This window comes from Moraxella sp. I5G, from assembly GCF_055193055.1.
Window position 1 is genome coordinate 31,413 of sequence record NZ_JBUXLH010000011.1, and the last position, 24,330, is coordinate 55,742.

The 24,330-nt window shown below is 35.4% G+C and carries 19 protein-coding genes and 2 pseudogenes; 12 read left to right on the top strand and 9 right to left on the bottom strand.

Annotated features, from left to right (window positions below; genetic code table 11):
• Positions 1-254 precede the first annotated feature (254 nt).
• Complete coding sequence (locus tag ACZBKJ_RS07095) at positions 255-1,739, top strand: leucyl aminopeptidase (protein WP_463200341.1); 1,485 nt, start codon at positions 255-257, stop codon at positions 1,737-1,739.
• A gap of 179 nt (positions 1,740-1,918) precedes the next feature.
• Positions 1,919-3,136 carry a serine/threonine transporter SstT gene (gene sstT / locus ACZBKJ_RS07100; protein WP_463200290.1) on the top strand — a complete coding sequence of 406 codons (1,218 nt, stop codon included), beginning with the start codon at positions 1,919-1,921 and terminating at the stop codon, positions 3,134-3,136.
• Positions 3,137-3,180: 44 nt separating this feature from the next.
• Here sstT and ACZBKJ_RS07105 read toward each other — a convergent pair whose 3' ends face one another.
• Both ACZBKJ_RS07105 and ACZBKJ_RS07110 read right to left on the bottom strand, forming a co-directional pair.
• On the bottom strand, positions 3,181-3,477 hold the full coding sequence (locus ACZBKJ_RS07105) for an oxidative damage protection protein (RefSeq protein ID WP_463200291.1): 297 nt from the start codon (positions 3,475-3,477) through the stop codon (positions 3,181-3,183).
• Positions 3,478-3,555: 78 nt separating this feature from the next.
• Positions 3,556-4,197 (bottom strand): annotated as a pseudogene (locus tag ACZBKJ_RS07110) (ATP-binding protein); the annotation flags it as partial.
• A gap of 141 nt (positions 4,198-4,338) precedes the next feature.
• Here ACZBKJ_RS07110 and ACZBKJ_RS07115 point away from each other — a divergent pair.
• The 7 genes from ACZBKJ_RS07115 to ACZBKJ_RS07145 all read left to right on the top strand — a co-directional run bounded on the left by ACZBKJ_RS07115 (position 4,339) and on the right by ACZBKJ_RS07145 (position 11,469).
• Complete coding sequence (locus tag ACZBKJ_RS07115; RefSeq protein WP_463200292.1) at positions 4,339-5,031, top strand: TnsA endonuclease N-terminal domain-containing protein; 693 nt, start codon at positions 4,339-4,341, stop codon at positions 5,029-5,031.
• Complete coding sequence (locus tag ACZBKJ_RS07120) at positions 5,000-7,087, top strand: transposase (RefSeq protein WP_463200293.1); 2,088 nt, start codon at positions 5,000-5,002, stop codon at positions 7,085-7,087. The genes ACZBKJ_RS07115 and ACZBKJ_RS07120 overlap by 32 nt, the downstream gene beginning before the upstream one ends.
• Before the next feature lie 11 nt (positions 7,088-7,098).
• Positions 7,099-8,028, top strand: a complete 930-nt coding sequence (locus ACZBKJ_RS07125; RefSeq protein WP_463200294.1) for a TniB family NTP-binding protein — start codon at positions 7,099-7,101, stop codon at positions 8,026-8,028.
• A 22-nt stretch (positions 8,029-8,050) separates the two neighbouring features.
• Positions 8,051-9,223 carry a TniQ family protein gene (locus ACZBKJ_RS07130; protein ID WP_463200295.1) on the top strand — a complete coding sequence of 391 codons (1,173 nt, stop codon included), beginning with the start codon at positions 8,051-8,053 and terminating at the stop codon, positions 9,221-9,223.
• Positions 9,220-10,506, top strand: a complete 1,287-nt coding sequence (locus ACZBKJ_RS07135) for a hypothetical protein (protein ID WP_463200296.1) — start codon at positions 9,220-9,222, stop codon at positions 10,504-10,506. Before ACZBKJ_RS07130 ends, ACZBKJ_RS07135 begins: the two co-directional genes overlap by 4 nt.
• Before the next feature lie 126 nt (positions 10,507-10,632).
• Positions 10,633-10,854, top strand: a complete 222-nt coding sequence (locus ACZBKJ_RS07140) for a helix-turn-helix domain-containing protein (protein ID WP_463200297.1) — start codon at positions 10,633-10,635, stop codon at positions 10,852-10,854.
• An 18-nt stretch (positions 10,855-10,872) separates the two neighbouring features.
• The gene (locus tag ACZBKJ_RS07145; RefSeq protein ID WP_463200298.1) at positions 10,873-11,469 is read left to right on the top strand and encodes a hypothetical protein; all 597 of its coding nucleotides are present in this window, start codon (positions 10,873-10,875) and stop codon (positions 11,467-11,469) included.
• A 25-nt stretch (positions 11,470-11,494) separates the two neighbouring features.
• Here ACZBKJ_RS07145 and ACZBKJ_RS07150 read toward each other — a convergent pair whose 3' ends face one another.
• A complete protein-coding gene (locus ACZBKJ_RS07150) occupies positions 11,495-14,230 on the bottom strand; it encodes a DEAD/DEAH box helicase family protein (protein ID WP_463200299.1) in 2,736 nt (911 codons plus the stop codon).
• Between the two features lie 9 nt (positions 14,231-14,239).
• Positions 14,240-16,171 (bottom strand): DNA methyltransferase, encoded by a 1,932-nt coding sequence (locus ACZBKJ_RS07155; RefSeq protein ID WP_463200300.1) that lies wholly within the window; start codon positions 16,169-16,171, stop codon positions 14,240-14,242.
• 243 nt (positions 16,172-16,414) lie between these two features.
• On the opposite strand from ACZBKJ_RS07155, the gene ACZBKJ_RS07160 reads away from it, so the two are divergent.
• Positions 16,415-16,585, top strand: coding sequence for a helix-turn-helix domain-containing protein (locus tag ACZBKJ_RS07160; RefSeq protein ID WP_463200301.1), 171 nt, complete (start codon positions 16,415-16,417; stop codon positions 16,583-16,585).
• Positions 16,586-16,609: 24 nt separating this feature from the next.
• On the opposite strand, the gene ACZBKJ_RS07165 is transcribed toward ACZBKJ_RS07160, so the two are convergent.
• A complete protein-coding gene (locus ACZBKJ_RS07165) occupies positions 16,610-18,886 on the bottom strand; it encodes an N-6 DNA methylase (RefSeq protein ID WP_463200302.1) in 2,277 nt (758 codons plus the stop codon).
• Between the two features lie 137 nt (positions 18,887-19,023).
• The gene (locus ACZBKJ_RS07170; protein WP_463200303.1) at positions 19,024-19,254 is read right to left on the bottom strand and encodes a DUF6471 domain-containing protein; all 231 of its coding nucleotides are present in this window, start codon (positions 19,252-19,254) and stop codon (positions 19,024-19,026) included.
• 128 nt (positions 19,255-19,382) lie between these two features.
• Here ACZBKJ_RS07170 and ACZBKJ_RS07175 point away from each other — a divergent pair, with 128 nt between their 5' ends.
• Both ACZBKJ_RS07175 and ACZBKJ_RS07180 read left to right on the top strand, forming a co-directional pair.
• Positions 19,383-20,438 carry an IS1595 family transposase gene (locus tag ACZBKJ_RS07175; protein WP_463200304.1) on the top strand — a complete coding sequence of 352 codons (1,056 nt, stop codon included), beginning with the start codon at positions 19,383-19,385 and terminating at the stop codon, positions 20,436-20,438.
• 27 nt (positions 20,439-20,465) lie between these two features.
• Complete coding sequence (locus ACZBKJ_RS07180) at positions 20,466-20,894, top strand: hypothetical protein (protein ID WP_463200305.1); 429 nt, start codon at positions 20,466-20,468, stop codon at positions 20,892-20,894.
• A gap of 242 nt (positions 20,895-21,136) precedes the next feature.
• Here ACZBKJ_RS07180 and ACZBKJ_RS07185 read toward each other — a convergent pair whose 3' ends face one another.
• The 3 genes and pseudogenes from ACZBKJ_RS07185 to ACZBKJ_RS07195 form a co-directional block, all read right to left on the bottom strand.
• Positions 21,137-23,011 (bottom strand): hypothetical protein, encoded by a 1,875-nt coding sequence (locus tag ACZBKJ_RS07185; RefSeq protein ID WP_463200307.1) that lies wholly within the window; start codon positions 23,009-23,011, stop codon positions 21,137-21,139.
• Positions 23,012-23,104: 93 nt separating this feature from the next.
• Positions 23,105-23,971, bottom strand: a pseudogene (locus ACZBKJ_RS07190) (YifB family Mg chelatase-like AAA ATPase); the annotation flags it as partial.
• The gene (locus ACZBKJ_RS07195; protein ID WP_463200308.1) at positions 23,968-24,330 is read right to left on the bottom strand and encodes a 5-carboxymethyl-2-hydroxymuconate Delta-isomerase; all 363 of its coding nucleotides are present in this window, start codon (positions 24,328-24,330) and stop codon (positions 23,968-23,970) included. The gene ACZBKJ_RS07195 and the pseudogene ACZBKJ_RS07190, both read right to left, overlap by 4 nt.

The following is a 24,330-nucleotide window of genomic DNA, read 5'->3' on the forward strand; positions in this document are numbered from 1 at the left end:
AAATTAATCATCGCTTTTTGAGAATTTTTTGTTTTTTCAAGACTTTTTGTGTTGTTTTTATGAAATAGACAAACGGCTGTTTTTAACAATTTAATGGTAAAAATTTTGCATTTTTGGTTATAAAATTACTTGGAAAAGATTACAGATGTGCTACACTAAGTTTAAAGAATTTTAAACTTAAGTAATTTATAGTCTAAAAGTTGTCTTTAAAAATAGGAGCTTGTATGTCTTATAAAAATCACCCCATACCAACAATGACTGTTGTCCAAAATTACACCCCACAAAAATCTAAGAATAAATGCCATTTGGTGTTTATCGCAGATAAAAATAGTGAGATTTTAGGCGATTTCGTGGAAAGCAATGAGTTGTCTCGTGCCAAACAACTTATTAAACATGCTCATTTTAAAGGTGAATTAAGCGCGGTGGTTAGCGATTTTGCTCTGGCAAATGATGCACCTATTATCAGTGTGGTTGGTGTTGGCGATAATCAAAAATTGCCCAACAACATCCAAAAAGTTGCCAAAGCCGTTTATCCTGTCATTAAAAATAGTAAAAATGCAGTGATTATGTTTGGTCAAAGGGTATGTCAAAAACATTTTGGACAATTTGTATTAGCACTTTTAAATGCAAGTTATCGTTTTGATGCTCACAAATCCCAAAAAACAAGTAAAGATTTACTCAGTCAAATCAGTTTTGTTGCCAATCAAGAAGACACTGATTACCAAGCGGCATTAGCACATGCCAAAGCCACATTTGTTGGGCAATCTTTAACTCGTGATGTTGCCAACGAAGCCCCTAATATCTGTAACCCTTTGCATTTAAGCAAAATCGCTAAACAGTTAGGCAAGGACTATGCTGATGTTTTATCGGTCAATGTGCTTGGCGAAAAAGACATGGCAAAACTTGGCATGGGCTGCTTTTTAGCGGTATCACAAGGTTCAGACCATGAAGGTCAATTAATTGTATTAGAATACTTTGGCAAATCAGGTAAAACCAAAGGGAAAAGAGCCAAGCCAAGCCTGCAAGACCCCATTGCTTTGGTTGGAAAGGGCATCACTTTTGATACTGGTGGCATCTCATTAAAGCCCGCTGCTGGCATGGATGAAATGAAATTTGATATGGGTGGGGCAGCTGCTATGCTTGGTACGGTTAAAGCCGTCTGTGAAGCCAAACTTGCTTTGGATATGGTAGTTGTATTGGCGTGCGCTGAAAATATGCCATCGGGTCATGCTAGCCGCCCAGGAGACATTGTCAAAGCAATGAATGGTATGAGTGTTGAGATTTTAAATACCGATGCCGAAGGTCGCTTGGTACTTTGTGATGCATTGTGTTATGTTCAAGAAAACTATGACGCTAAAACCATCATTGATGCTGCCACATTAACTGGAGCGTGTGTCATTGCTTTAGGTAGCGTGCGCTCTGGTTTGTACAGCAATGATGAAGATACATTATTTGCTCTACAACAAGCAGGCGAGTCATCAGGTGATTTGGTGTGGCAAATGCCTTTAGATGACAGTTATCATGCCCAGCTTAAATCTAGTATTGCTGATATACAAAACATTGGTGGTCGTGAAGCAGGTTCGGTAACGGCAGCTTGTTTCTTACAGCAGTTTATTAAAGAAAACCAAGCATGGGCACATTTAGATATCGCAGGCACTGCATGGCTTTCTGGTGAGAACAAAGGCGCAACGGGTCGCCCCGTACCAATGCTGATGAGCTATTTGGTTTCTCAAATTTAATCAACTCATTCAAAACGACCGCATTAAATTGACGGTCGTTTTTTCATGGAAATGTATTTTTATATGATAATAATTCTTGTTTAACACATTAAAAAAGTAACAATTTTGTAAAAATAATGTTATGCTTATATTACTTTTTTTGAATTATTTATTACAATAATTATTTTGGGTTTATTTTTATGAAAAGTATCGTTAATGTATATTTAAAATTAGGCATTGTACCTTTAATCATCATTGCCCTGATTTTGGGCATTTTTATTGGTGGAGTTATTCCAAGTGTTGGACTTAAATTAGGTATTTTAGGTTCTTTATTTGTTGGAGCATTAAAGGCAGTTGCACCTGTTTTGGTATTTATTTTAGTTATGTCTGCTATTGCTAGTTATGAGATTGGCAAACAAGTATACATCAGACCAATTTTAACTTTGTATTTAGTAGGCACATTCGCTGCAGCTTTAACCGCAGTGATTGCCAGTTTTGTTGTTCCTGTGGAATTGATTGGTTTGACTGCTCAAAATGTTGCTGAAACTGCTAATGCGCCGCCTGCCAGTTTGACTGAAGTTTTAACTAATCTGCTAATGAACCTAGTTGCCAATCCCATCACTGCTTTATCAAACGCCAATTACATGGGAATTTTGACTTGGGCAGTGTTGATTGGTTTTGGACTGCGTCATACTTCACAGACCACAAGACAGGTGGTTAGCGATTTATCGCATGCCATCACCAATGTGGTTAAATGGATTATTGCAATTGCTCCTTTTGGGATTTTAGGCTTAGTTTCTAGCACATTTGCAGAAACAGGATTTGATGCATTATTAAGTTATGGCAAACTTTTGGGTGTATTGCTTGGCTCTATGCTGTTTATTGCTTTTGTTGTCAATCCTTTGATTGTTTTTATCAAAATTGGCAAAAACCCCTACCCTTTAGTTTTGCAATGTCTTCGCGAATCTGGCGTTACAGCATTTTTTACCCGTTCATCAGCTGCCAACATCCCTGTCAATATGAACTTGGCTGAAAAATTAGGTCTAAATAAAGACACCTATTCAGTCAGTATTCCTTTAGGGGCAACTATTAATATGGCAGGGGCTGCCATCACCATCAACGTCTTGACACTGGCAGCAGCTCACACCTTAGGTATTGAGGTTGGTTTCGGTTCGGCGCTACTTTTGGCGGTAGTTGGCTCAATCAGTGCTTGTGGAGCTTCTGGCGTGGCAGGTGGGTCACTTTTACTCATTCCTTTAGCGTGCAGTTTGTTTAATATACCCAACGAAGTTGCAATGCAAGTGGTCGCCGTAGGCTTTATTATTGGTGTTATCCAAGATTCTGCTGAAACTGCTTTAAACTCATCAACCGATATTTTGTTTACAGCTGCTGCCGACCCTAAATTTACCCACAAATAATCCACAGCTCAAAAAAAGCCAATATTAAATTGGCTTTTTATTTTTTAATTTTCTGCTTTAGGTTTATAACCTGCGGGACGTTCATAATCACCGTTATCCAAAAACAGTTCTCGTTGTTCAGCAATGAATTTTTTGGCATCTTTATCCATCATGCTGAGATGTTTTTCATTAATCAACATGGTTTGTAGTTCAATCCATTCATTCCACGCTTTGGCAGATACACTGTTGTAAAGCTCTTCACCTTTGGCATTTGGAAACGGTGGAGCGGGCATTTTAGGCAGATTTTGCTGATATTTACGGCAAAAAACTAAATTGGCTTTGGGGTTAAAAACTTCAGTCATAAGCTTACTCATTTTATTAAAATATCTGTGATATTAGATTGTAATACAAACTTAAATCCAGTGTTGGAATAACATTAATTAGCCACGATAGCTCAATGCTTCGGCTAATGATTTGGTACTAATTTTATCTTCTGCTTCCAAATCACTGATAGTGCGTGCTACACGCAAAATTCGATGATAACTGCGAGCAGACAAATTTAATCGACTTTGTGCAGTGGTTAATAGTGCTTTTTCTTTATCGCCCAAAACAGCATAGATATCAATTTCACCTGGCGATAATTCATGGTTGGCTTTACCCTGCCTATCAAGCTGAATTTTTCTAGCATTGATAACACGTTGTCTGACCGTTTTAGAATCTTCACCTTTGGCGGCATTTTGCAAATCACCAATTGGCAGTGTTGACACATAAACGTGTAAATCTATTCGGTCAAGCAGTGGCCCTGATAATTTTTCCTGATAACGGCGAATTTGTTCGGGTCTACATTGACAGCGTCCAGAAGGTTCGCCATGATAACCACACGGACAAGGGTTCATCGCGGCTATCAGCTGAAAATTGGCAGGGAATTTAACTTGATTATTTGCTCGGCTAATGATGATTTCTTTGGCTTCAATTGGCTGACGTAAAACCTCCAATACTTTTCGGTCAAATTCTGGCAACTCATCTAAAAATAATACACCATGATGTGATAACGAAATTTCCCCAGGTTTTGGACGGCTACCGCTGTCATTTTCTTAAATAAATGGCACTTAACCCCCCTCTAATCCATTGACTTTCATGTTATAATAGCCTAAATAAATGGCACTTTTTATCCTAATAAAGTGGCACTTTTTATAAAAATAACCGATTTTGGAACTAAATAAATGACACTTACTTTTAGACAAACTCGTAAAATAAAACCAAATTATCGAAGCGTGACAGGAAAACTTGCCTATAAGGGTGATATGATACCATACGAAAGCACGCTTGAACGAGATTTCTTAATTTATTTTACTTCTTTAAGACAAGTTGTGGATATTGTCCCCCAACCTATTACGTTGGATTTTAAAAAGAATGGCAGGACACATGAATATACACCAGACTACTTTGTGCAATTTAGCTGTCATAACTGTACACAAAAGTCGCTACTAATTGAAGTAAAGCCAGAGACTGAATGGCGTGAGAATTGGCGAGAGTGGTCTGATAAGTGGAAAGTGGCACAACAATACGCCAAAAACAATGGCTTTCTTTTTCATATCTATGATGAAAGTCGCATTCGCCACCAAGCCTTGTATAATCTTAACATCTTAAATAGCTACAAAAGGCTGTATGTTGATAGGACTGTCATCAAAAAGTTGCTTGATGAAATAGACAATAGAGAGATAACAACTGTTGAAACTATCTTAGAGCTTTACTTTAAAGCGGGCGATATTAGAAAGCAAGGACACCGTATTTTACTATACATGATGTCGCAACAACTCATAGACTTTGATATCTGGACAGATGACATTAAAGATGAGCAACTAATTTTATGGGCGTGTGACAATGATAGATACAGATTTAGACCAGTTTATTGAAATGGACAAAGAGTGTCATTTAAATCCAACTGGCGTAAACTTAAAACGTGGTGCAATCACCCTTAAAGTGGGTAATATATACACTCATAAATCTACCGCTAAACAGTATTTACTGCTAGAAGTGGTTGATTTAAGTTTAGGTTTATTTAAAGACCTTACAACTTTAAAAATAACCCTGTTACCAATTAGTGACATGGATAACACTCACAGTACCAACTTAGAGCAGTTGGACGTTACCATGATTTCCGATACTAATTGGCAGACGGCTCAAAATCGTTATATGGCGATTGAACCCTTTATCAAAAAGGTATATGGCACTGATATACCCACCTATCAAGAACGTTCAGATGAAACAGGTGTGCCTGTACGCACTTTAAAACGTTGGGTTAGTCGTTATCAGAACAATCCAAATCTATCAAGTCTGATTGATAGAAAAAGGGGTTGGCAATTAGGTAGTCGCAGACTTTCCAACCATCAGACAAATATTATTGATAGTGTCATTCATGAATACTACTTATCTCCTTTGAAACCAGACGTATCAGCAACCATTCGTAAAATTAGAAGTGAGTGTATCAAACAAAATATTAAGCCTCCTAGTGCCAATGCCATACGACTTTCTATTGAGCAGATTGAGCCTGTTGTCTCTTTGAAAAAACGTGGCTTTAAGAAAAAAGCCAAAGCCATGTTTACACCAAAAGCAGGACATTTTCCAGAAGCACCCTATCCTTTGAGTGTGGTTCAAATAGACCATACGCCAATGGATATTATCTTAGTTGATGATGAACACAGAAAGCCAATTGGCAGACCTTACTTAACACTTGCGATTGATGTTTATAGCCGTATGATTACAGGTTACTACATCTCATTGGACGCACCGTCAGCAACCAGTGTTGGTATGTGCCTTGTGCAAAGCATTAAAACCAAAGATGAATTACTGGCTAGGTTTAACATAGACGGTAAGTGGCAGGTGTTTGGCTATCCCAGCAAAATTCATGTAGATAATGGTGCGGATTTTCACGCAAGCACGCTTGAAAAGTCTTGTTCGTTGCATAATATTGATATTGAGTTTAGACCGCTTGCAAGACCTGAATATGGCGGTCATATTGAACGAGTTATCGGCAACTTTATGAAAGAGTTGCACAGATTGGACGGTACGACTTTTTCCAATATTGCTAAAAAAGGCGAATATAATTCTGAAAAAATGGCAACCATGACATTGTCAGAGATGGAGCATTGGTTTTTAACCTACATCACCAAAGTTTATCATCAAAAGGTACATAGCGGTATTGGTATGCCACCCACAAAAAAATGGGAAATTGGCATTTTAGGTGATGAGACCACAGACGGTTATGGCTTACCTAGCATTCCACAAGATACGCTTACGCTTACCATTGACTTTTTACCGTCTTTTGAGCGAACCATACAGACGACAGGGGTTACCATTGACGGTATACGCTATTATGACCCTGTTTTAAATAACTTTATCAATGACACATACACAAACGGCATGGCAGGCAAGGATAACGTGGTTGGCAAAAAGAAAAAATTCATCTTTCGCCAAGACCCAAGAGATATTAGCATAATATGGTTTTTTGACCCTATTACTAAGCAATATTTTGAAATTCCTTATGCCAGCCAGTCATTGCCAAGTATGAGTGTTTGGGAATTAAACCTGCTTAAAAAAGACCTTAAATCTAAAAATGGCGTGGTTGATGAACACTCATTATCACTTGCCTATGATGAATTAAAGAAAATCACAGAACAAGCAAGCCTTAACACCAAAAAAGCAAGACGACAACAAGCAAGAGCCAAACATCATCAAGACACACGAAGCTATGTCAATAAGACTAAAAACCAGTCTGATAATCAATCCGTAAATCATCAAGCTATTTTTTATGATGAAAGTGATGAAATCAAAGAGTTTTATTCTGGTACGTCTAGCTTACCGCCTACTTCATCTGCTTTAAAAACAGGCACACCAAACGATAAACTACCCAATAATGACAACTTTACCGATTGGGTGGACGAACCTTTGTACTTTGATGACATTGAGTAAGCGAGAAACCCATGACAGACACAGTAACAAGCCTAGACACAAAAACTAAGCCCCTGCCAACTCATTTACACCCAGAGTTTGCACATTTTGCTTTTATGCCTAATGACGAACGCATTCATTTTGTACAGTCGCCACGTTGGATAGGCTACCCAAAAGCCAAAAACATACATGATATGATGTTGTCATTACTAAAATACCCAGAACAGGAAAAAATGCCAAACTTGCTCATTGTCGGTGAAGCAAACAACGGCAAAACAGCTTTATTAAAGCATTTTTACAGAAAGTTTGGTGAACCTGTTACGGTGGATTTAGAAGTTAGAAAGCCTATTATTTATATACAGGCAAATGCCAGTTCCTCTGAAAAAGAGTTTTATATGGCGATATTAGATGGCTTTAATGCTGTATATAATTACAGTAGTTCTACCATGCAATTAAAACATCAAGTGGTTCACTATGTGCGTAATTTTCACACAAAAATGGTGATTATTGATGAAATTCATTCATTGCTATCTGGTTCGCCTAGACAACAACGACACATGATGAATGTCATCAAATGGCTTTGTAATGCTTTGTGTATCCCCTTTGTGCTTGCAGGTACAAAGTCCGCTTTACAGGTGCTACATACTGACCCACAACACATCAGCCGTTTTCAAGTAATGGAATTACCTTTGTGGAAATATGATAAAGAATTTGCTAAATTGGTAGGTAGTTTAGAGCGAGTATTACCTCTAAAAGAACCATCTCAATTGACGATACCAGAGAAACTATCTGTTATCTTTGAAATGTCTAAAGGTTGTGTTGGTTACACAAAACAATTTGTCGCCCAAAGTGCTATTAACGCTATTAATAACAACAGCGAACACATTCGCCTACAAGACTTACAAAACACCAAATGGACGTTCAACCGTCATAACGGTGTGCTTGAATACAACCACCAATAAGATAGCAGGTACAGTAAACGCTATGAATAGACCACCTGTTATCCCTTTTAAACGCCCTTTGACCTTTGATACACCTGCTTTTCATGATGAAAGCCTATCATCATGGCTTGTGCGTGCCAGTTTAAGACATGGTATGAACCCATTGGATTTCACCAAATACTATTGGACAGCAAAAGAGCGTCTATGGACGAAAGACATAGACGTAACCTATCCTACCACTACTTTTCAAGATGAAATCTATTCACTTAGTAATGCAAGTCCTCCGATTAATTTTGAGCAATTATTTGACGCTTATCGTGCCACCCTCAGTCTAAGCAGAACTTATTTTATTTCATCAATAAGTAAAAGGAATAGAAAAAGTGCGTACGGTCAAGTATTTTGCCCTAAATGCTTAGAGCATGACGAAACCGCTTATTTATCTTTGGCATGGCGACTTAGTCCTATGTTATTTTGCCATATCCATGAGTGCAGATTACAGGACAGCTGTCCGCATTGTCAAGCCCCATACGAACCCAATCTTTTAACATATGATAAATTATCAACTTATCAACCCTTATTTATTAATCGTTGCAGTCATTGCTTTAAAAAAGTATCTGATTGGGATATTTCCATCAATCAAGATGAATTACTTATCACGGTTGATGTACCCCTTATCAAAAACGCAATAGTCTTTGAGCAAGATTTCTATCATGCCACATTTTCATATCAAGATGCACGAGCATTTGGCGAAACATTAGACCATATCCAATATTTAGAACTCACAACTTATCTTATTTCTTTTATTCGCTTTACATTTAGGCATAAATTACAAAGTGTGACTTTGCTTCTGAGAAAATTAGGGGTGCCATTAGGCTTTTTAATGGATAATCAGCCATTAAAAGGATTAAACTTCGGTTCTTTAACCTTAGATGAACGACTGCCTATTATTCTTGCACTGCCTTGTCTCATTAACACCGATAAACAAGCCTTTACCAACCTATGTCTTGAATGTGGCGTTAATCGTTCCGCTTTTGCCTTTGACAGTATGACTATACCACCGTCATTCATGTCAATATATGAGAGTTTGATTGATAATTCACGAGAAAATAAAATAGAAAAAGAGAAAGTTTATAAGCCTAAGACATATAAACAGGTCGTTAATCGCTTTGCTTTATTAAAACGTAAGGCTTATGGTGTAAATGGGGCTAAGTCATGAATGAAAATATTGAATGTATTCGTTGCCACCGTGACCTAACAAACAGCCCTAAACGCAGTAGAGTGCAAACAGTTTACGGTATCGCTTGTGTTTATTGCAATAACCGCTATTTTAGACCACAGAATATATGCCCTGTCTGCACCAAAGAAAAGCATAACGTGTATAAGCGTAGTAAACTTGCAAAAAATCCTTATTATCAAAGCGAAACCACCATGTGCCAATCATGCTTTGATAAGATAATGGGTACTCGCAAAACCTGTAAACTATGTCGTTTTTCACGCCTTGTCAATACACAAGGTGTTTGTAAGGCATGTGCCACAGGTGAAACATGTCAATGCCAAAGGTGTCAAATTGTCATGCCGATAGGACGTGGCAAATACTGTGTTTCATGCACCATCAAAAGAACTTTTGAAAAATCCATTCAAACTAGTGTCTTTATCTTAAATAGCGAGCAATTAAGAGATGATTACCGAGAATTTGCTCATCATCTTATTAAAAATTACGACAACATACACACTCTAAAAGCCTTTACCAAGTATATGGATTTCTTTGTTGTTTGTGATGAGCAATGGGGTTATATACCGCCATACGAGCCGTTATTAGTTCATTTTGGTGTGGACGGACTAAGACACCATCTTAGGGTTGTCCGTTGGTTAGAAGCGTCTCTACGGCTCACAATCAATCAAGAATTTAAGAACTTGATTGCAGAACAAGAACGTATTGCTAACTTACTCAAAAAGTTAGACCCTATTCCAAGGATTATTCAAGAATATCATGACAGTTTAGAACAACAGATTAGCATGGGTAAAATTACCATTAAAACTATGCGTTTGGCGTTGCAACCTGCCATTGACATGTATCTGATGAATAACATTCCATGGGATATATTGCCCACCCGCAAGCACTTTAACAACTATCTCGTCAAAACGGCAGGTCAGTACAATAGTCTTTTGAAATTTGTTACTTATCTTAGAGATACACATAATCTTAGCTTGAACGTACCTAGACCAAACAAAACAGAAGTTCTTACCACCAAACAGAAATCTTTGAATGCTAGGCGTTTGGCTTGCGAGAAAAAGCTGATAAAGCTCATGAAAAAGCCCCAAAAAGACAAAACCAAGCATGATGAACTACAATGGTTACGTCATGCTATGTTTATTTTTCAGAGCAAAGAAATCAGTGCAAAAGACACCAAACGGCTTGAACTTGTCAAATTGGATAATACAGGTGAGTTTGGTTTATATCGCCTTAAAAGTATATATTACTGGCTTCCTATTTTTTGAAGGAAAAAATATAAACACATTTTAAATCCCATAACAAGTTGTTATGGGATTATTTATTTTTATCTTTATTTATAATGATGTTTATAAACCGTAGAATAAGTTAATAAACCATGTTTAAATCCACCTATGTCCCAAGCTACCTATAAAAACACCCAACTTAAAAATTTTGGATTAAAACTAAAATTTTTTCGCATTGAAAAAGGTTTTTCCCAAGAAAGTCTAGCTCTCCTTTGTGGTATAGACCGCTCTTATTTGGGTGCGGTTGAGCGTGGAGAGAAAAACATCAGTTTATTAAATATTTATAAACTCGCTAGCGCACTCTCTGTAGACATTAGGGAATTTTTTTGACCTTTCAGGTGTATTATTATGAATGCTTATCAATCTGACCGTGACTTTACAGACTATGTGTTTCATAGCCTTGCCAAAAAAATAATTTATCCCACAATGGGTTGGTCAGAAAAATTGGTTAACAAAACCGACTTGGAAAAGGTAGACTTAGAACAAGGTATAGATGCTTACATCACCCTATCCAACGGTGAGATCTCAACAGTTCAATACAGGTTTCGTGATAGCTATTACAAGACCTATAATGATGTCACTTTGCGTTATGAAAGAGAATATAATCCTAACCCAAATCGCCGTAAATCGGAGTTTTTTAAGATAGAAGCTGACTTTCTAATGTACGGCATTACTAATGGCAAAAAATTTATTGATAAACTATCAACTAATACTAATTTTGAAAAATGGGCTGTATTAGATATAGTTCAACTCAAAAAAGCAATTGATGAAAAGAGGGTTATAATTGACCCAAACCACTCATCAATAAAGTGTATACAATCTGGCGGTAAAATGTTGTGTCCTGTCAATTACAATAAGGACGGTTCATCATCTTTTGTTCCTTTCTCTATACCAATTTTAAAAAGAGTATCCCCAGATACTGTAAAATATAGCTATGGCTTTTAAACAAAAAGGGCTGTGTAGCCCTTTATTAGTCAAGTATTGAGAGTTGATTGATTAAACCACCCTTGCTTACAACTTGATTGCTTTCTAGTGAAAATAGTTCTGACTCTGATAATAGACCCTTATCTTTAACAATTTTATTGTAAAAATCCTGCTTAAAAATGCTTTCATTTACTTGACCGTCCCTATAAAATCGCATACCTATTAATCTAACATTGGTGTCATCAACAGTAATACATACTTCTTTACTACCATTTATTAATTCCAACATATCCTCTTTCCATTTATCTTGTTCATAGAAAGCCTCCCCTTTTGCCTCTAAAAAGACATGATAAAAATACTCTCTATCATTATCTTTCATTAAGAGCAAAAAGTCTGGTTTAAATCCTTTAACCCCTTTAAATTGAGTTAATTTCAAACCTGCTGTATTCTCATTATTGCGGATCAGATAAATTTCATCATATTGGTTAGATAGTTTGCTAATAGCCTCTTTTAATACCATCACCATTTTATGTTCCAGTCCATTACAAACCAATGTATCAAAAACAAACCAGTTATTTACCCCTTTGCCGATACTTCTTACTTCAATTTTTTGAGCTTTATTCTCATGTAAGCTAAGTATACTCTCATCATCAATCAGTAGTTCATGGTCTTTAACAATATCATTGATGTCAATACCCACAAAACGCCCTGTACCATGAGCTTTTTCATAGTTTTTTCTAAGGTTTTCAGAAACTTTTGTCAAGGCTCTTTCTAAAAGTTCCAATTTATCCTTTGATGATATTTCATCAAAATTAAAATCCAATGGTAAGTTATGAACACCAATCTCTAAACCACCCAAATAGTTCTCATGTGTAATAAACTCACTGATACTATTCAAACTTGGAAAGTATTTTTTTAGATTATCAAATTTAAAAAAGGGGTTACGCATAATCGCTTTTCGGTAAAAGGGTTTGGTTAATCTTATCACAGGTATTTCATTACTAGAAATAATTAAGTTGTTACCAAACTTAATATCAGTTAGTAGCTTTTCATCTATTTTACGATAACTCACTATTATTTTATCAGCAATGGAGTATTCTTTAAAATTGCTTTTATGGCTAGGCTTATCCTGTTCATTAATATAAAGTTTGCCATGTTTATATATTTTAGAACGTTTAAAACTATCCTTGACTTTAACAAATACCAATTTTTTATTGCCGTCCACCTGACTTAAAACCTGCTCATTAATTAATGACTGATGTAATAATTTAATATAATCACTGTCATTCATAGTATGATAATGCAACTGCTCCAAAATTGCCAATTCATTTGTACTATTATCAAATTGTCTTATTTGACTAGCATTTTGAGAAGGTAAAGCAAAAGGGTAGTACCTTGCACCACGCCCAATGAGTTGTGCCTCACTAGTTGTACTTTTACTTGTGGCATTGCCATTCTCTTTAATACGAACAATATCGTACAGGTTTAATACATCCCAACCCTCATTTAACTTTGCCACTGCAAAAATAGCCCTGTAAGGATTATTTGCATCCTCTAAACTGTTCAAAATAAAGCCATTATCGTTTTTGAGAATGTCTTCACTATTGGCATTATAGATGTTAAGTTCATGGAAATCATCTTGAATTCCTTTAATAATCTCGCCAAAATTACCATATTTTAGGTAAAAATCTGATAATTTATGCCAAATACTACTTGGTTTTTCTTTTACCTGTTGCTTTTTTATCTTAATATATTCTTGAACCTTGACAGGTTCTAAATTGTTTATCATATTCATAAACAATTGGTGAACCATCTCTGATGTTTTTATGGTGTTAGATTTAAATAATATTACAGGTTTAAAACCCAATATACCATACTTGATAGCAATTAACTTTCTGTACTGACTAAGCAATACAGCTTCAAGCATTTTCTGGCTATCATTACTATCTGTTTCAAGTAACATAACCAACTTTGAATAACCTTGTTGCATAAACTCTTTCAAGTCATATTTATAGACTATTCTATCCTTATATTTTTCATATAAGGACGGTTCGTTAGTATCTAATGTGGCGGTAAATTCTAGTAATCTATTATCCTGTCTCAATGACAATAGATTTTGAATGGTTAATTCCCACGCACTGTCATTATTTTTATTTGATTTTCCTGTTGTTTGAGCATTATAATGATGTGCTTCATCAGCAAGTATAACAATTGGGCTTTCTTGTAAATCCTCATAGCATAAACCATTCTCTCTGGGATTATTTAAATCTATATGTAATTTTTGAATACTTGTCAGCACCAAATAAATAGTGTTTTTATCTGGTACTCGTGGAAATTGTTCTACTTGCTTGATTTGAATATTTTGATTATCTATGATGATGCTTCTGACAAATAAGTATTTCTCACTTGCGACATTTAAAAGGTTATCATTTGTCTTTTTTACAATTGCGTCTGTATTTGCAAAAAATAAAAAATTTTGATAGCCAAATTCATGAAACAAATAAAGAATGCAACTTGCCATAACAAGTGTTTTTCCACCACCTGTGGCTATATTAAATAACACATGATTAATGGGCTGTTCTATTTTCTGTGTATAGTTAAAATTCCACATTGCCTCCTCTTGATAAGGTCTTAAATCCTTACTAAGATTATGCGATATGTTATCAGTTGTCCAATATTGACCCTGTATATCTGATAATAAATCCATACTTTTGCGGACATTATCTATTTTATGATATAAAAAATCTGTTGCCTGTGTAACTCTATTACCTCTCCTAGCCATGACACAACCCTATTTCACATCTTGATAAAAATTGCGTGTAAATATCTTATCTTGCTCGGTTATGGCAAAATCTATATCGTCCATTTCTGATGAGTTAACATACAATTGATTTTTATCTAGTAAGGCAATTAACAGCTCTTTTTGCTTTTTTAGACTTAAATCCATAAAACCGATAACTTCATTATTATTTTGATAAGTAGTATTTAGCAAGTCATTTAGTTGAACTTGATAATTCAAATTAGCATGACTAGCAAATTTATCACTATGCAAAATATCTAGCAAGGCTTGTGTTTCTTTTGCATTCATAATATCATCAACAAAACTTTGATTAAATTTTGCTAACTCAAAATAAATAAACTCACCCCCACCTTGCCAATTCACAAAATCTGATATGCCACTTGATTCCCCATTAATAACGTTTTTTAAACGTGTTAAGCATAAATCAATTTGATTATCTATCTGCTCAATGCCTATATACTGACGACCCATTTTGTGAGCTACCGCACAAGTTGTACCACTTCCCAAATGAAAGTCAAGTACAATATCTCCTTTATCAGTTGCTAGATTGATAATTCTTTCTAGTAGCTTTTCTGGCTTTTTGCCATTTTTTAAATTAACGCCTCCCTCAGAAGCACTTGTTTGGAATATCTCATCGTCCCATAAATCCCCAATCAAAACTCCGTAATAGTTTTTATTTTTTTCTGTGACTATTCTTTCTTTTAAAGAAATGAACACACCACCATCATATATCAACATCTCCTTACCCTTACTGTTTAAAAATTCAATAACTTGGTTGTTATTTTGCTTACTTTTCTCAATTTCTTGTTTTATTTTATCCCCTGCTTTTTTATTATTTTTTTCCAAAGAATAAATATTATTTGGGTTATTTAAGCAGTATTCCTCCAATTCTTTTTCTGTCATATCAAGAGATAAGTCTTTTATCTCATAGTTTCCATCTTTTTTTACCACCTCATATTTATAATTTTTATTGAATTTTGACTTAATAAAAAGTGGTTTAAATCTATACGATTTGTTTTTTGCATAAAATAATATATATTCCTTTAATTTAAACATCTGCTCGCCACGCTTTACATTGATAGCGTTCACACCACTTGGAGTACTTGTTAAAACTACAATAGTCTCTTTGTATTCAAATATCTCATCCATCAGAACCTTTAAATATGCCTGTTCTTTGTCATCACATTGAACAAAAATTGCCCCATCATCAGATAATAAACTTTTGGCTATTTCAAGGCGATTTTTCATGAATGTTAGCCATGTTGAGCGTGAGAATCTATCATTATACTCAAAACTATCATTTTCCGTGTTATAAGGTGGGTCTATGTAGATTAACTTGACTTTTCCTCTGTATTTTTCTACCAAACTATGTAATACTAACAAATTATTCCCTTTTACAATGAAATTGTCTGTCTCTGTCAGTTTAGTAACACTTTCAATTCCTTTTTGAGTAAAACGAACAGCATTACACAATACTTTGGGTTCAAATAACCTATCTATTTCATCTTGGGCAACAATTTCGTTATAAAAAACCTCCTGTTTTAAACTTTCCTCTTTTGTCATACCACCCTCCAACACACAGTCTTTGTAGGGAAAACTTAATACAACATCAGAGTTATAATCTAAATACAATCCATCTACTGTTAATCCAATACTGCTACGATAACGAGTATAACTATCTTGCCAATATTCCTTATAACGAATAAGACTTATAAGCCCAGAAAAATCAAATAATTCCACACTATCAATAACCGTACTATAAGTCTTTCTTACTTTCTCATTAGCAACCAATGCTTTAATAAGCTCACTATTTTTGGCATTTATAGCATCCACTACAACTTGTCTTTGCAAGGTCTCTCCCTGCCAAAATTCATCAAAATTTTTCAAAACAGCATAAATTTCTTTCAACAATAAGGTTTGCATAGCTTTTCTTAATAACACCCCTAAAACAGATGATTTATTTTAGCATAGTTCATATATAATATATGCGCCATTATGTAGCACTTGCACAAAATAACCCAAACATAAATCTCAAGAGGATTATCAGTTTTTAATTTCTAAATTATTTATACAGGAAGCATAAAATATATCATTGCAATCTTAGCAATCATTTTTAAATAACAAACAAAACCTAACCAATCACGGTTAGGTTTTTTAGGATAGACAATGAACAAAGAAACATTAACAGCTATCGGACAAGTATTATACGGCACGCAATGGCAATCTGATTTAGCTCGTGCATTAAATATTGATAGTCGCCGCATTCGTCAATGGTTGAATGAGGAACGCCCTATCCCTGATTGGCTCAATGAAGAGTTAAAAAGACTGTATTGGTAAATATTGATGAAAGCCATAAATACCTTAAAGGTTTAAGTAATTTGTGTAACCAATAGACTTTATGTAATTCCTCATATAATCATAATCTAAACCGTTTTCCTTGCAAGGCAGATACAAAACCTCTTGTTTTAATTCAGTCTGCGAACGTTTTCTTTCATAACCATACCTATATCTTTTTGCATTTATATTTAAAATAGTTACAAAGAACAAAGCGATATAAATGTCCATCGTAAATTTTGGAGTCAATTTTTCAACATGGTCAGAAGCGGAGAAGCTTTCTTTCTGATAAAAGCAAGCACCTATTGTAGCACTATCGACTGTTAACACCTCCCCATCCTCCGTTTTAATGGAGCTATATCCTGCAATACCATTGTTAGTTGCTGCTGTTGTAACATAAGGGTACCTCCCGTCCATGTCTAAATCAAGCTCAGATTTGGAGGTTGTCTTAGAACCACTCACATCAAACAAATCTTTTAAATTAAATTCTTTCCAATTTAATGTATCCAAAACAGAATTTTCATCACAATCTAAGCTGTTGGTTTTAATAAGTTTTTTCTCAAATTCACTTATTTTTAAGCCATACAAAATATGACCTGTTATATTCGATTGCGTTTGCTTCAAAGATAAATTATTTTGAAAAAGCAAATAATCTAAAACCGTCTTTTTAAAATCATTTCTGGATACTTCAAATTTCTCCATTGGCAACATGTATTCAAGTTTTCCATCGGGTTGCAACCATTGTATAGTATCATTTCCTGTCTGCTTAGTAATGACATCTATCCAATAATCTTCTATTTTTGCCCACTTTTTCTTTATATCCTGCCTTCCTTGGTTTTTAACTCGTTCCAAGCCATCTTCGCTAATATTACAAGCAAATATTTCTCTATTGCCTTGCGGTATTCCTGCTTCAAAAACAAAAATAGAAGAGGTAACACCTTCATCAAAAGTATTTTCTGGTAATTTAATTATCTTCAACAACCGATGTGTTTTTAGTAATCTTTTCGAACTTCTTACTGTTTCTAGTTTTCTATCCGGTAAAATAAAAGCACACATAGTACTACGCTCAACATTATTGAGTACATTTTTAACTATGTCCATGCAACCATATTTATTTTCATAAGGTGGATTCATTAAGACTTTCGTAATGTTTTTTTTAGATTTTATCCATTCGCAAGCCTTACTTCCTCGTGTGTCTAGTTGCTCCAAATTTGTTTTTCCGTCCTTATGAATCAACATATTAGCACAAGCTAAGGCATAAATTTCTCTCGAATTTTCAATACCAAGTAGTTGATGCTGTTTAATATGTTTCGCCTTTTCTGTTTGATTACCTCCAGCCTCTTGTATCATATTTGACATACATTTAACTAAAAATGTACCCGAACCACAAGTTGCGTCTAAAATATAATCATCTTTATTCACATCCAATAACTTATACATAAAAGAGGCAATATGTTCAGGTGTAAACACTTGTCCATGTTCAGCTTTTCCTTTGTAACGGTTGAATTCACTAAAAAATATTGCCATTACATCTTCACCATTCCAATAATCAGAGTTAATGGAATTGGATATACTAACAACTTCATCAATAAATGAATTAATATCCTCTTGGGAATCATTTTGATTAATTCTTATTTCACCATAAACCTCTAAAAGAATGTCGATTTTTTCATTTTGTCGCCTCTCTGAGGCTAAAGACTTTGACAAAGTAGAGAGAATCGCTGTATGAAAAGTAGCGTAACCCATATCCTTAACCTTGGTGAGGTTTCCGTCATATCTTTCAGCTACCAAGGCACAGGCAGTAAAAATCATTCTGTGGTATAAATTATTGATTTTGAAATTGAAATGTAAGTTATTGTTGATTTTTTTTGTTGAATCATAAATTTTTTGCTTGTTAATATAATCCTCAGAAAAAAGAGATATGTAATATTCTTTATTTTGCAATTCATCAACAGTTACAGCAAGTTCATGGTTTTTATAAACGATAACATCACTACCATTATAAAGAATACCTATCACTTTACTATATTTTGATTGTACTATCTTAATATAATCAAGAATATCCTCAATAAAGTTTTGCTTATTGATGTTTTGATTTTCTGATTTGGTTTCCAAAATAATGGCGACATCATTAACATTTTTTGGTAAATACCAACCGTCAGGTTTCTTGTTCTTGTCAATTCCCTTAAAACCTAATTGGTTAAAAGTCGTAACCTGCCCCGTACCTTGTTGAACATCATTTTCTTGTTTGTCAAATTGCAAAATAAGTTTTGCATCATCTCTAACTTGGTCTTCAGTACGCATATCAACCCCCAATCCCTTGCAAGGTTGATGAAAAAATTGCTACACTATTGTGCTGTGCTGTGCTGTGCTGTGCTGTGCTGTGAAAGCATGGAGGTTCCTTAAATTTAAGTCAAGGGATTTATTTGGAGTTTATTTGATTAAGCGACTTTGATTTCATCACACCCAATCGCAGTTAATACCTGCAACATAAAATCTGCACCAAAAGCCCCACGAGAAATCTTATTACTTAGATTCTGTGGGGTTTCTTCTATGCCTACTGCCTTAAGTTTTTCAACCACATCGGCATAACTTAAATTACGCAGAGCGATTTCAGATTTTAAAATACCTTTGGCTTTATTTCGCCAGATTGTTTGGGTGTCTTTGTTCATAGATACTTATCGGTTACATCATTTAAAATTTTTTTTCATTATAAATGATATTGATCTGCTTGTCAAAAAATCATGATTAATATATAATCATTATATACGATATATTTTTGTTTAATATAAGGTTTGCTATGCCCCAACACTTCCTACTCTCCGCAAAAGCTCGTAATTTATCACCGATTGCCATTGCTCGCATGAGCGAATATGAGGCGATTATGGTGATGAAGCGATTGCGCTGGGGTGAAGGTGAAGAAGTGGTTTGTCCTCGCTGTGGTAAAGCACATAAAGCCTATTTCATTAAACCCCGTCGCCAATGGCAATGTAAAGAATGTCAGTATCGTTTTAGTGTTACTTCTGGTACTTTATTTGCTCATCACAAATTACCGCTTCGTGATATTCTTTTTGCTTGTGGTTTATATGTCAATGCCGCTAAAGGCATATCTGCTTTGCAAATTGCTCGTGATTTAGATGTTCAATACAAAACCGCCTTTGTTCTTCTGCATAAAATCAAAGAAGCTTTAAAAAACTACCAAGTAAAGAGCTTTAAAAAAGAAGCGAACACAGGTAAAAAACCCTTATCTGGCATTATCCACATGGATGCCACTTATGTACACTCTAGTAGAAAGCCTAAGAATAAAAAGCAAGATCGTATTGATAGACGTCTAAAACAGCACGAGAACCCCAAAAAGCGTGCAATCTTAGTCATGCGCGACAGCTTCCCAAAAACTGAAGATCCTAATCTCATTGGCGCTAGACGTACAATGGCATTTGTGGCCAAATCTGAGAATAGCAAAGTAATCAATGATCTGGCTAATAAGCACATTGAAAAAGGCAGCACCATTCACACAGATGAAAGCCCAGCTTATGACAATCTGATTTACTTTCATGATTTAAAGCGTGTTAACCATCAGCAAGAATATCGCTCAGATGAAGGCGTGACGAATAACCTAGCCGAGAGTTTCTTTAGTCGTTTTAAACGCATGTATTATGGTCAAGTTCATAAAATGGATAATTTGTATCTACATGAGTATGCAAACGAGATTGCTTACAGAGAAGATACCAGAAGAATGAGCAACGGTGAAATCTTTAATGATTTGGTTTCCAGATGTCTAAACAATAAGCCCTCCGATGATTGGCGTGGTTACTGGCAAGGCAATCACAGAATGGCAGAACTCTTAGCGGCATAACCAAAATAACACATATGGAGTTAAACTATGGCCGAAACTCATGTAAATAGTGGCATTACCAACAAAATAAAGAAGCTTAACCAACATAAGCAGTCGCTACTCAAGCAAGTTCAAGAAATAGATAGGCAAATTAGCATTTTAATAGAGGCGGCTCAAATCATTGGAGAGGTAGATCAATTACCAAAACTACGGCAACAAGCATTCCACAACAGCATCAAAACCCTTGTTGTACAAGTCCTTAAAGAATCTGATAAACCGCTATCCGCCAATGAGATTGCAGATCGAGCAGCAATACTAGACAACCCTCAAGAAAAAGGATTAAAAACCACAGCAAAACAGATAAAATCCACAAGAATGGCCTTAAATAATCTAATTGCAGACAGTATGGTGATTAAATCAGGTTCTGGCAGGGGTTCAATTAGGTATGAGTGGGCTAGTTGTAAGAATAAAGATTAAAAAAGACCAATAAATCAATAAAAATGAATTAAAAAGCAGTCAAAAGACTGCTTTTATTATTGAAAAGTTTGTGCAGGTGCTACATAATGGCGAATATATGTATATTTAAGCATTGATTAGACTATCAACAAATACTTAAACATCAATGATTTTATGGTGCAAAATGTGGATTTAACACCAGTCATCAATTTAGAACTAGCCATCTGTCAGCACAACGATACCAACATCTAGCCAAACCCATATCAACTGCTTTTATTTAGTTTTATTAAAACAGTATTTACCCAGTCGCCTGTCTTAGTGTGGTGATAAATTGTCCAATTTACATGCTCTTTTTTAAGAAAATCAATCATATCATCACTCATGACACCATTGTTAAACCCAATGTCTTGCAATACGTCTTTAATAAAAATCAAAAACTCATCACTATCATTCCATTTTTCAAGCCATTCAAAAGTAATACCAGACGAACATCTAGTTGTAAGCTCGCCTGCTTCATTAATTTTTTCAACCTCTTCGCAATCAACAAAGATATACTTTTGTCCTTTTCCATGTTCACATATCAATACAAGCACACTTTGCGGATAGGCTCTACTATATCTAAAACTCATAGGCTTTATCAGCCCTGATACAAACCCACCATTAATTGTAAAACTTAATACACTCTTAAAATGCTTTTGGCATTTATCCATAAGTTTCTGATATTGGTGTGTCTCATCACCTGTAAAATTTTCAGCATCCAGTGCAAGCTCACCACTTATCAATTGGGAAAGACCTACATTACCATCACTGCCATACTGCTCACCCATAGCATACCTATCCGCTTCATCTTTTGAAACAACATATTGTGCCTTTTTTGCATACATCAATCCACCATCTATATTAACTTCCCCTTTTTTAAACTTTTCTCGTACACTTTCCACAGTAAGCATATCAGCATAAATTACAGATACATCATTATTATTAACCCTTTCATTAACAATCAACACCTCTTTATCAATGGTATTTCTGGCAATAACCTTTGGATAAGCCACTCCCTGTATTCCGTCAGCTCTTTTACTTTTGTTATTTAAAGATGGCAAAACATAATAAACTGTATCACCCACTGGTTCATTGATTACAATAATTTGTGTCACTAAAATGGTATTGTCGCCAACATCAATGCCTTTTACGTTCAAGCTAACAGGTTGCCTATGGTAAGGCCTCACCTTTTCTAGCCAAAATTTAACGTTATGTTTATTTCCCTTAAAATCGGCACGTTCATACTGCTCTCTCATATTATTATGAACAGCCTTAACCACTTGCTCAGAATATTCGTCATTTTTCAAGTGATGTAAAAATACACAATCCCTAATATCCAACCTTTCAGCAATCAGAACAGCCTTGTTTGCCATCCCTTGCCCTCCGTCCTTTCTATCATAATGTAAACCCAACTTCTTTTCCACATCTACCCATGCAGGCTCTGACACAAGCAATCTTATAATCTCTGAACTTACACCATAGTGAGCATTTAATAAGGTTAAGGGGTGTAGTAGAAATGTCTTTCCTGCCTTATCCTTGCTTACAATCCAAGTATACTTATCCTGTTCTGGCGTATACACACCATATTTCTTTACTTTCTCTTTATCATCACTATATTCATAGCCTAGAAAATCATACCAATATTTTTGCAATAAACTAAAACATGGTTCATTGTCATCAATTTTTATATATTCATCAGTCATATCGTTGTTATCTGTCTGCAACGCATACGCATACTTTTTAAAGTCCATGACCTGCTTAAACACCACAATCTTGTTTGTTTTTAAACCATCTTGCTTTACAAAGCCAATCGTTCCAATAGGTATGCTTTTCACCAAACCTAACTGAACATCAAGTTTAATCACAAAAGCACTTTTTCTTTTGTATTTTTCTTTTTTCTTATTATTTTCAAGATTTGTTAAATTCACACAGATAAGCTCTACCAATGGTTGACTTTTATCATTATATTCCTCACTAAAAAATACACCACCATAGCCAATAACAAGATATTCTTGACCTGCTAGAAAATAATCTGTTTTATTTTTAGATATTTCTACTGAAATTTGTTTTTTAATCGCTAATCGCTTTGTGTCCAACATAACTTTACCTTCTTTCTCTACTAGCTTATTTAAGTGATTTGATCAATAGTGCCACTTATTTCGGAAAAGTGCCATTTATTTAGGGAAATGACAACCGCCCCCAACCAATGCCACCGCACTGATGGTATGATGACAAGGGCGAAATGGCCTAACGCCATAGTCATAATCCACGCCTGCCACAGAATAAATACTGACAACTTCAAGCGCTTCATCGTCTGTTAAATCTGGTAAAATGCTTGGTAGTCTTGACGCCATTAGAGTTTTTCCACAGCCTGGTGAGCCTGTAAATAATAAAGAATGGCCACCTGCAGCAGCAATTTCTAGAGCACGTCTAGCATGAAATTGCCCCTTAACATCTGCTAAATCCAAAGGATAAGCGATTGCATCTGGCCTATTATCATCCATCATTACAGGCAATAAATGTTCTGGATTTAAGCCGTTTGCCACCGCTTTTAGATGCTGACACACGTCAAGTAAAGAAGTCGCCCCAAACACAGTAACATCAACCACTTTGGCAGCTTCTTTAGCGCTTGTTTTGGGTAAAATTAATGCAGTCTGACCATTTTGTTGTTTGATAGCTCGGGCTATTGCTAAAGCCCCTGTAATTTGACGCAATTCACCATTTAATGCAAGTTCACCAACCAATTCAAAATTTGCCAAAATTTTTTCATCCAGCTGCCCTGAAGCCGCCAAAATCCCAATAGCAATTGGCAAATCCAGTCTTGCACCATCTTTGGGTAAATCAGCAGGGGCAAGATTGATGGTTAGTTTACGATTAGGAAATTCAAAACCACTATTAAGGATTGCTGAACGCACACGGTCTTTACTTTCGCGCACTGATGCTTCAGGAAGCCCCACAATCGTCAGAGATGGCAACCCCTGCGATAAATGCACTTCCACCAAAACCTCTTTAGCGGTCAAGCCAACCACTGAACGGGTGATTACTTTTGCAAAACTCATGACGCAGCCATTTTTTGATAGTTATCCGATAATTCTAAAATCTCAACACTGCATTGCACCGAAATTTTATCATAATCATCTTGGGCGAACTCATCTTGCAAAACATTTAACACAGTTTCGGCAAGGTTATTTTTTATTTGTGTGGTACGACCCGCTAAAAGTTTTAAAGTTACTGCTACAAAACCCGCCTGCCAATCATTGCCCACCAAACTTAAAGTTGGGTAGTGAATGCGCGATTTAATATCGTTTATCTGCCGAAAATGACCCGTCGCAAACAGTGCCTGATTTAATTTATTTAACAGCATTTTAGGATTATTGATTGTGATATTTTCACTGATTTCTAGGGTAATATGGGGCAT

Coding starts and splice junctions, on each gene's coding strand:
- sstT (WP_463200290.1), top strand. CDS start 1,919: ATGAAAAGTATCGTTAATGTATATTTAAAATTAGGCATTGTACCTTTA.
- ACZBKJ_RS07155 (WP_463200300.1), bottom strand. CDS start 16,171: ATGCAAACCTTATTGTTGAAAGAAATTTATGCTGTTTTGAAAAATTTT.
- ACZBKJ_RS07120 (WP_463200293.1), top strand. CDS start 5,000: ATGATAGATACAGATTTAGACCAGTTTATTGAAATGGACAAAGAGTGT.
- ACZBKJ_RS07105 (WP_463200291.1), bottom strand. CDS start 3,477: ATGACTGAAGTTTTTAACCCCAAAGCCAATTTAGTTTTTTGCCGTAAA.
- ACZBKJ_RS07165 (WP_463200302.1), bottom strand. CDS start 18,886: ATGCGTACTGAAGACCAAGTTAGAGATGATGCAAAACTTATTTTGCAA.
- ACZBKJ_RS07125 (WP_463200294.1), top strand. CDS start 7,099: ATGACAGACACAGTAACAAGCCTAGACACAAAAACTAAGCCCCTGCCA.
- ACZBKJ_RS07135 (WP_463200296.1), top strand. CDS start 9,220: ATGAATGAAAATATTGAATGTATTCGTTGCCACCGTGACCTAACAAAC.
- ACZBKJ_RS07145 (WP_463200298.1), top strand. CDS start 10,873: ATGAATGCTTATCAATCTGACCGTGACTTTACAGACTATGTGTTTCAT.
- ACZBKJ_RS07175 (WP_463200304.1), top strand. CDS start 19,383: ATGCCCCAACACTTCCTACTCTCCGCAAAAGCTCGTAATTTATCACCG.
- ACZBKJ_RS07170 (WP_463200303.1), bottom strand. CDS start 19,254: ATGAACAAAGACACCCAAACAATCTGGCGAAATAAAGCCAAAGGTATT.
- ACZBKJ_RS07130 (WP_463200295.1), top strand. CDS start 8,051: ATGAATAGACCACCTGTTATCCCTTTTAAACGCCCTTTGACCTTTGAT.
- ACZBKJ_RS07140 (WP_463200297.1), top strand. CDS start 10,633: ATGTCCCAAGCTACCTATAAAAACACCCAACTTAAAAATTTTGGATTA.
- ACZBKJ_RS07185 (WP_463200307.1), bottom strand. CDS start 23,011: ATGTTGGACACAAAGCGATTAGCGATTAAAAAACAAATTTCAGTAGAA.
- ACZBKJ_RS07160 (WP_463200301.1), top strand. CDS start 16,415: ATGAACAAAGAAACATTAACAGCTATCGGACAAGTATTATACGGCACG.
- ACZBKJ_RS07180 (WP_463200305.1), top strand. CDS start 20,466: ATGGCCGAAACTCATGTAAATAGTGGCATTACCAACAAAATAAAGAAG.
- ACZBKJ_RS07095 (WP_463200341.1), top strand. CDS start 255: ATGACTGTTGTCCAAAATTACACCCCACAAAAATCTAAGAATAAATGC.
- ACZBKJ_RS07195 (WP_463200308.1), bottom strand. CDS start 24,330: ATGCCCCATATTACCCTAGAAATCAGTGAAAATATCACAATCAATAAT.
- ACZBKJ_RS07150 (WP_463200299.1), bottom strand. CDS start 14,230: ATGGCTAGGAGAGGTAATAGAGTTACACAGGCAACAGATTTTTTATAT.
- ACZBKJ_RS07115 (WP_463200292.1), top strand. CDS start 4,339: ATGACACTTACTTTTAGACAAACTCGTAAAATAAAACCAAATTATCGA.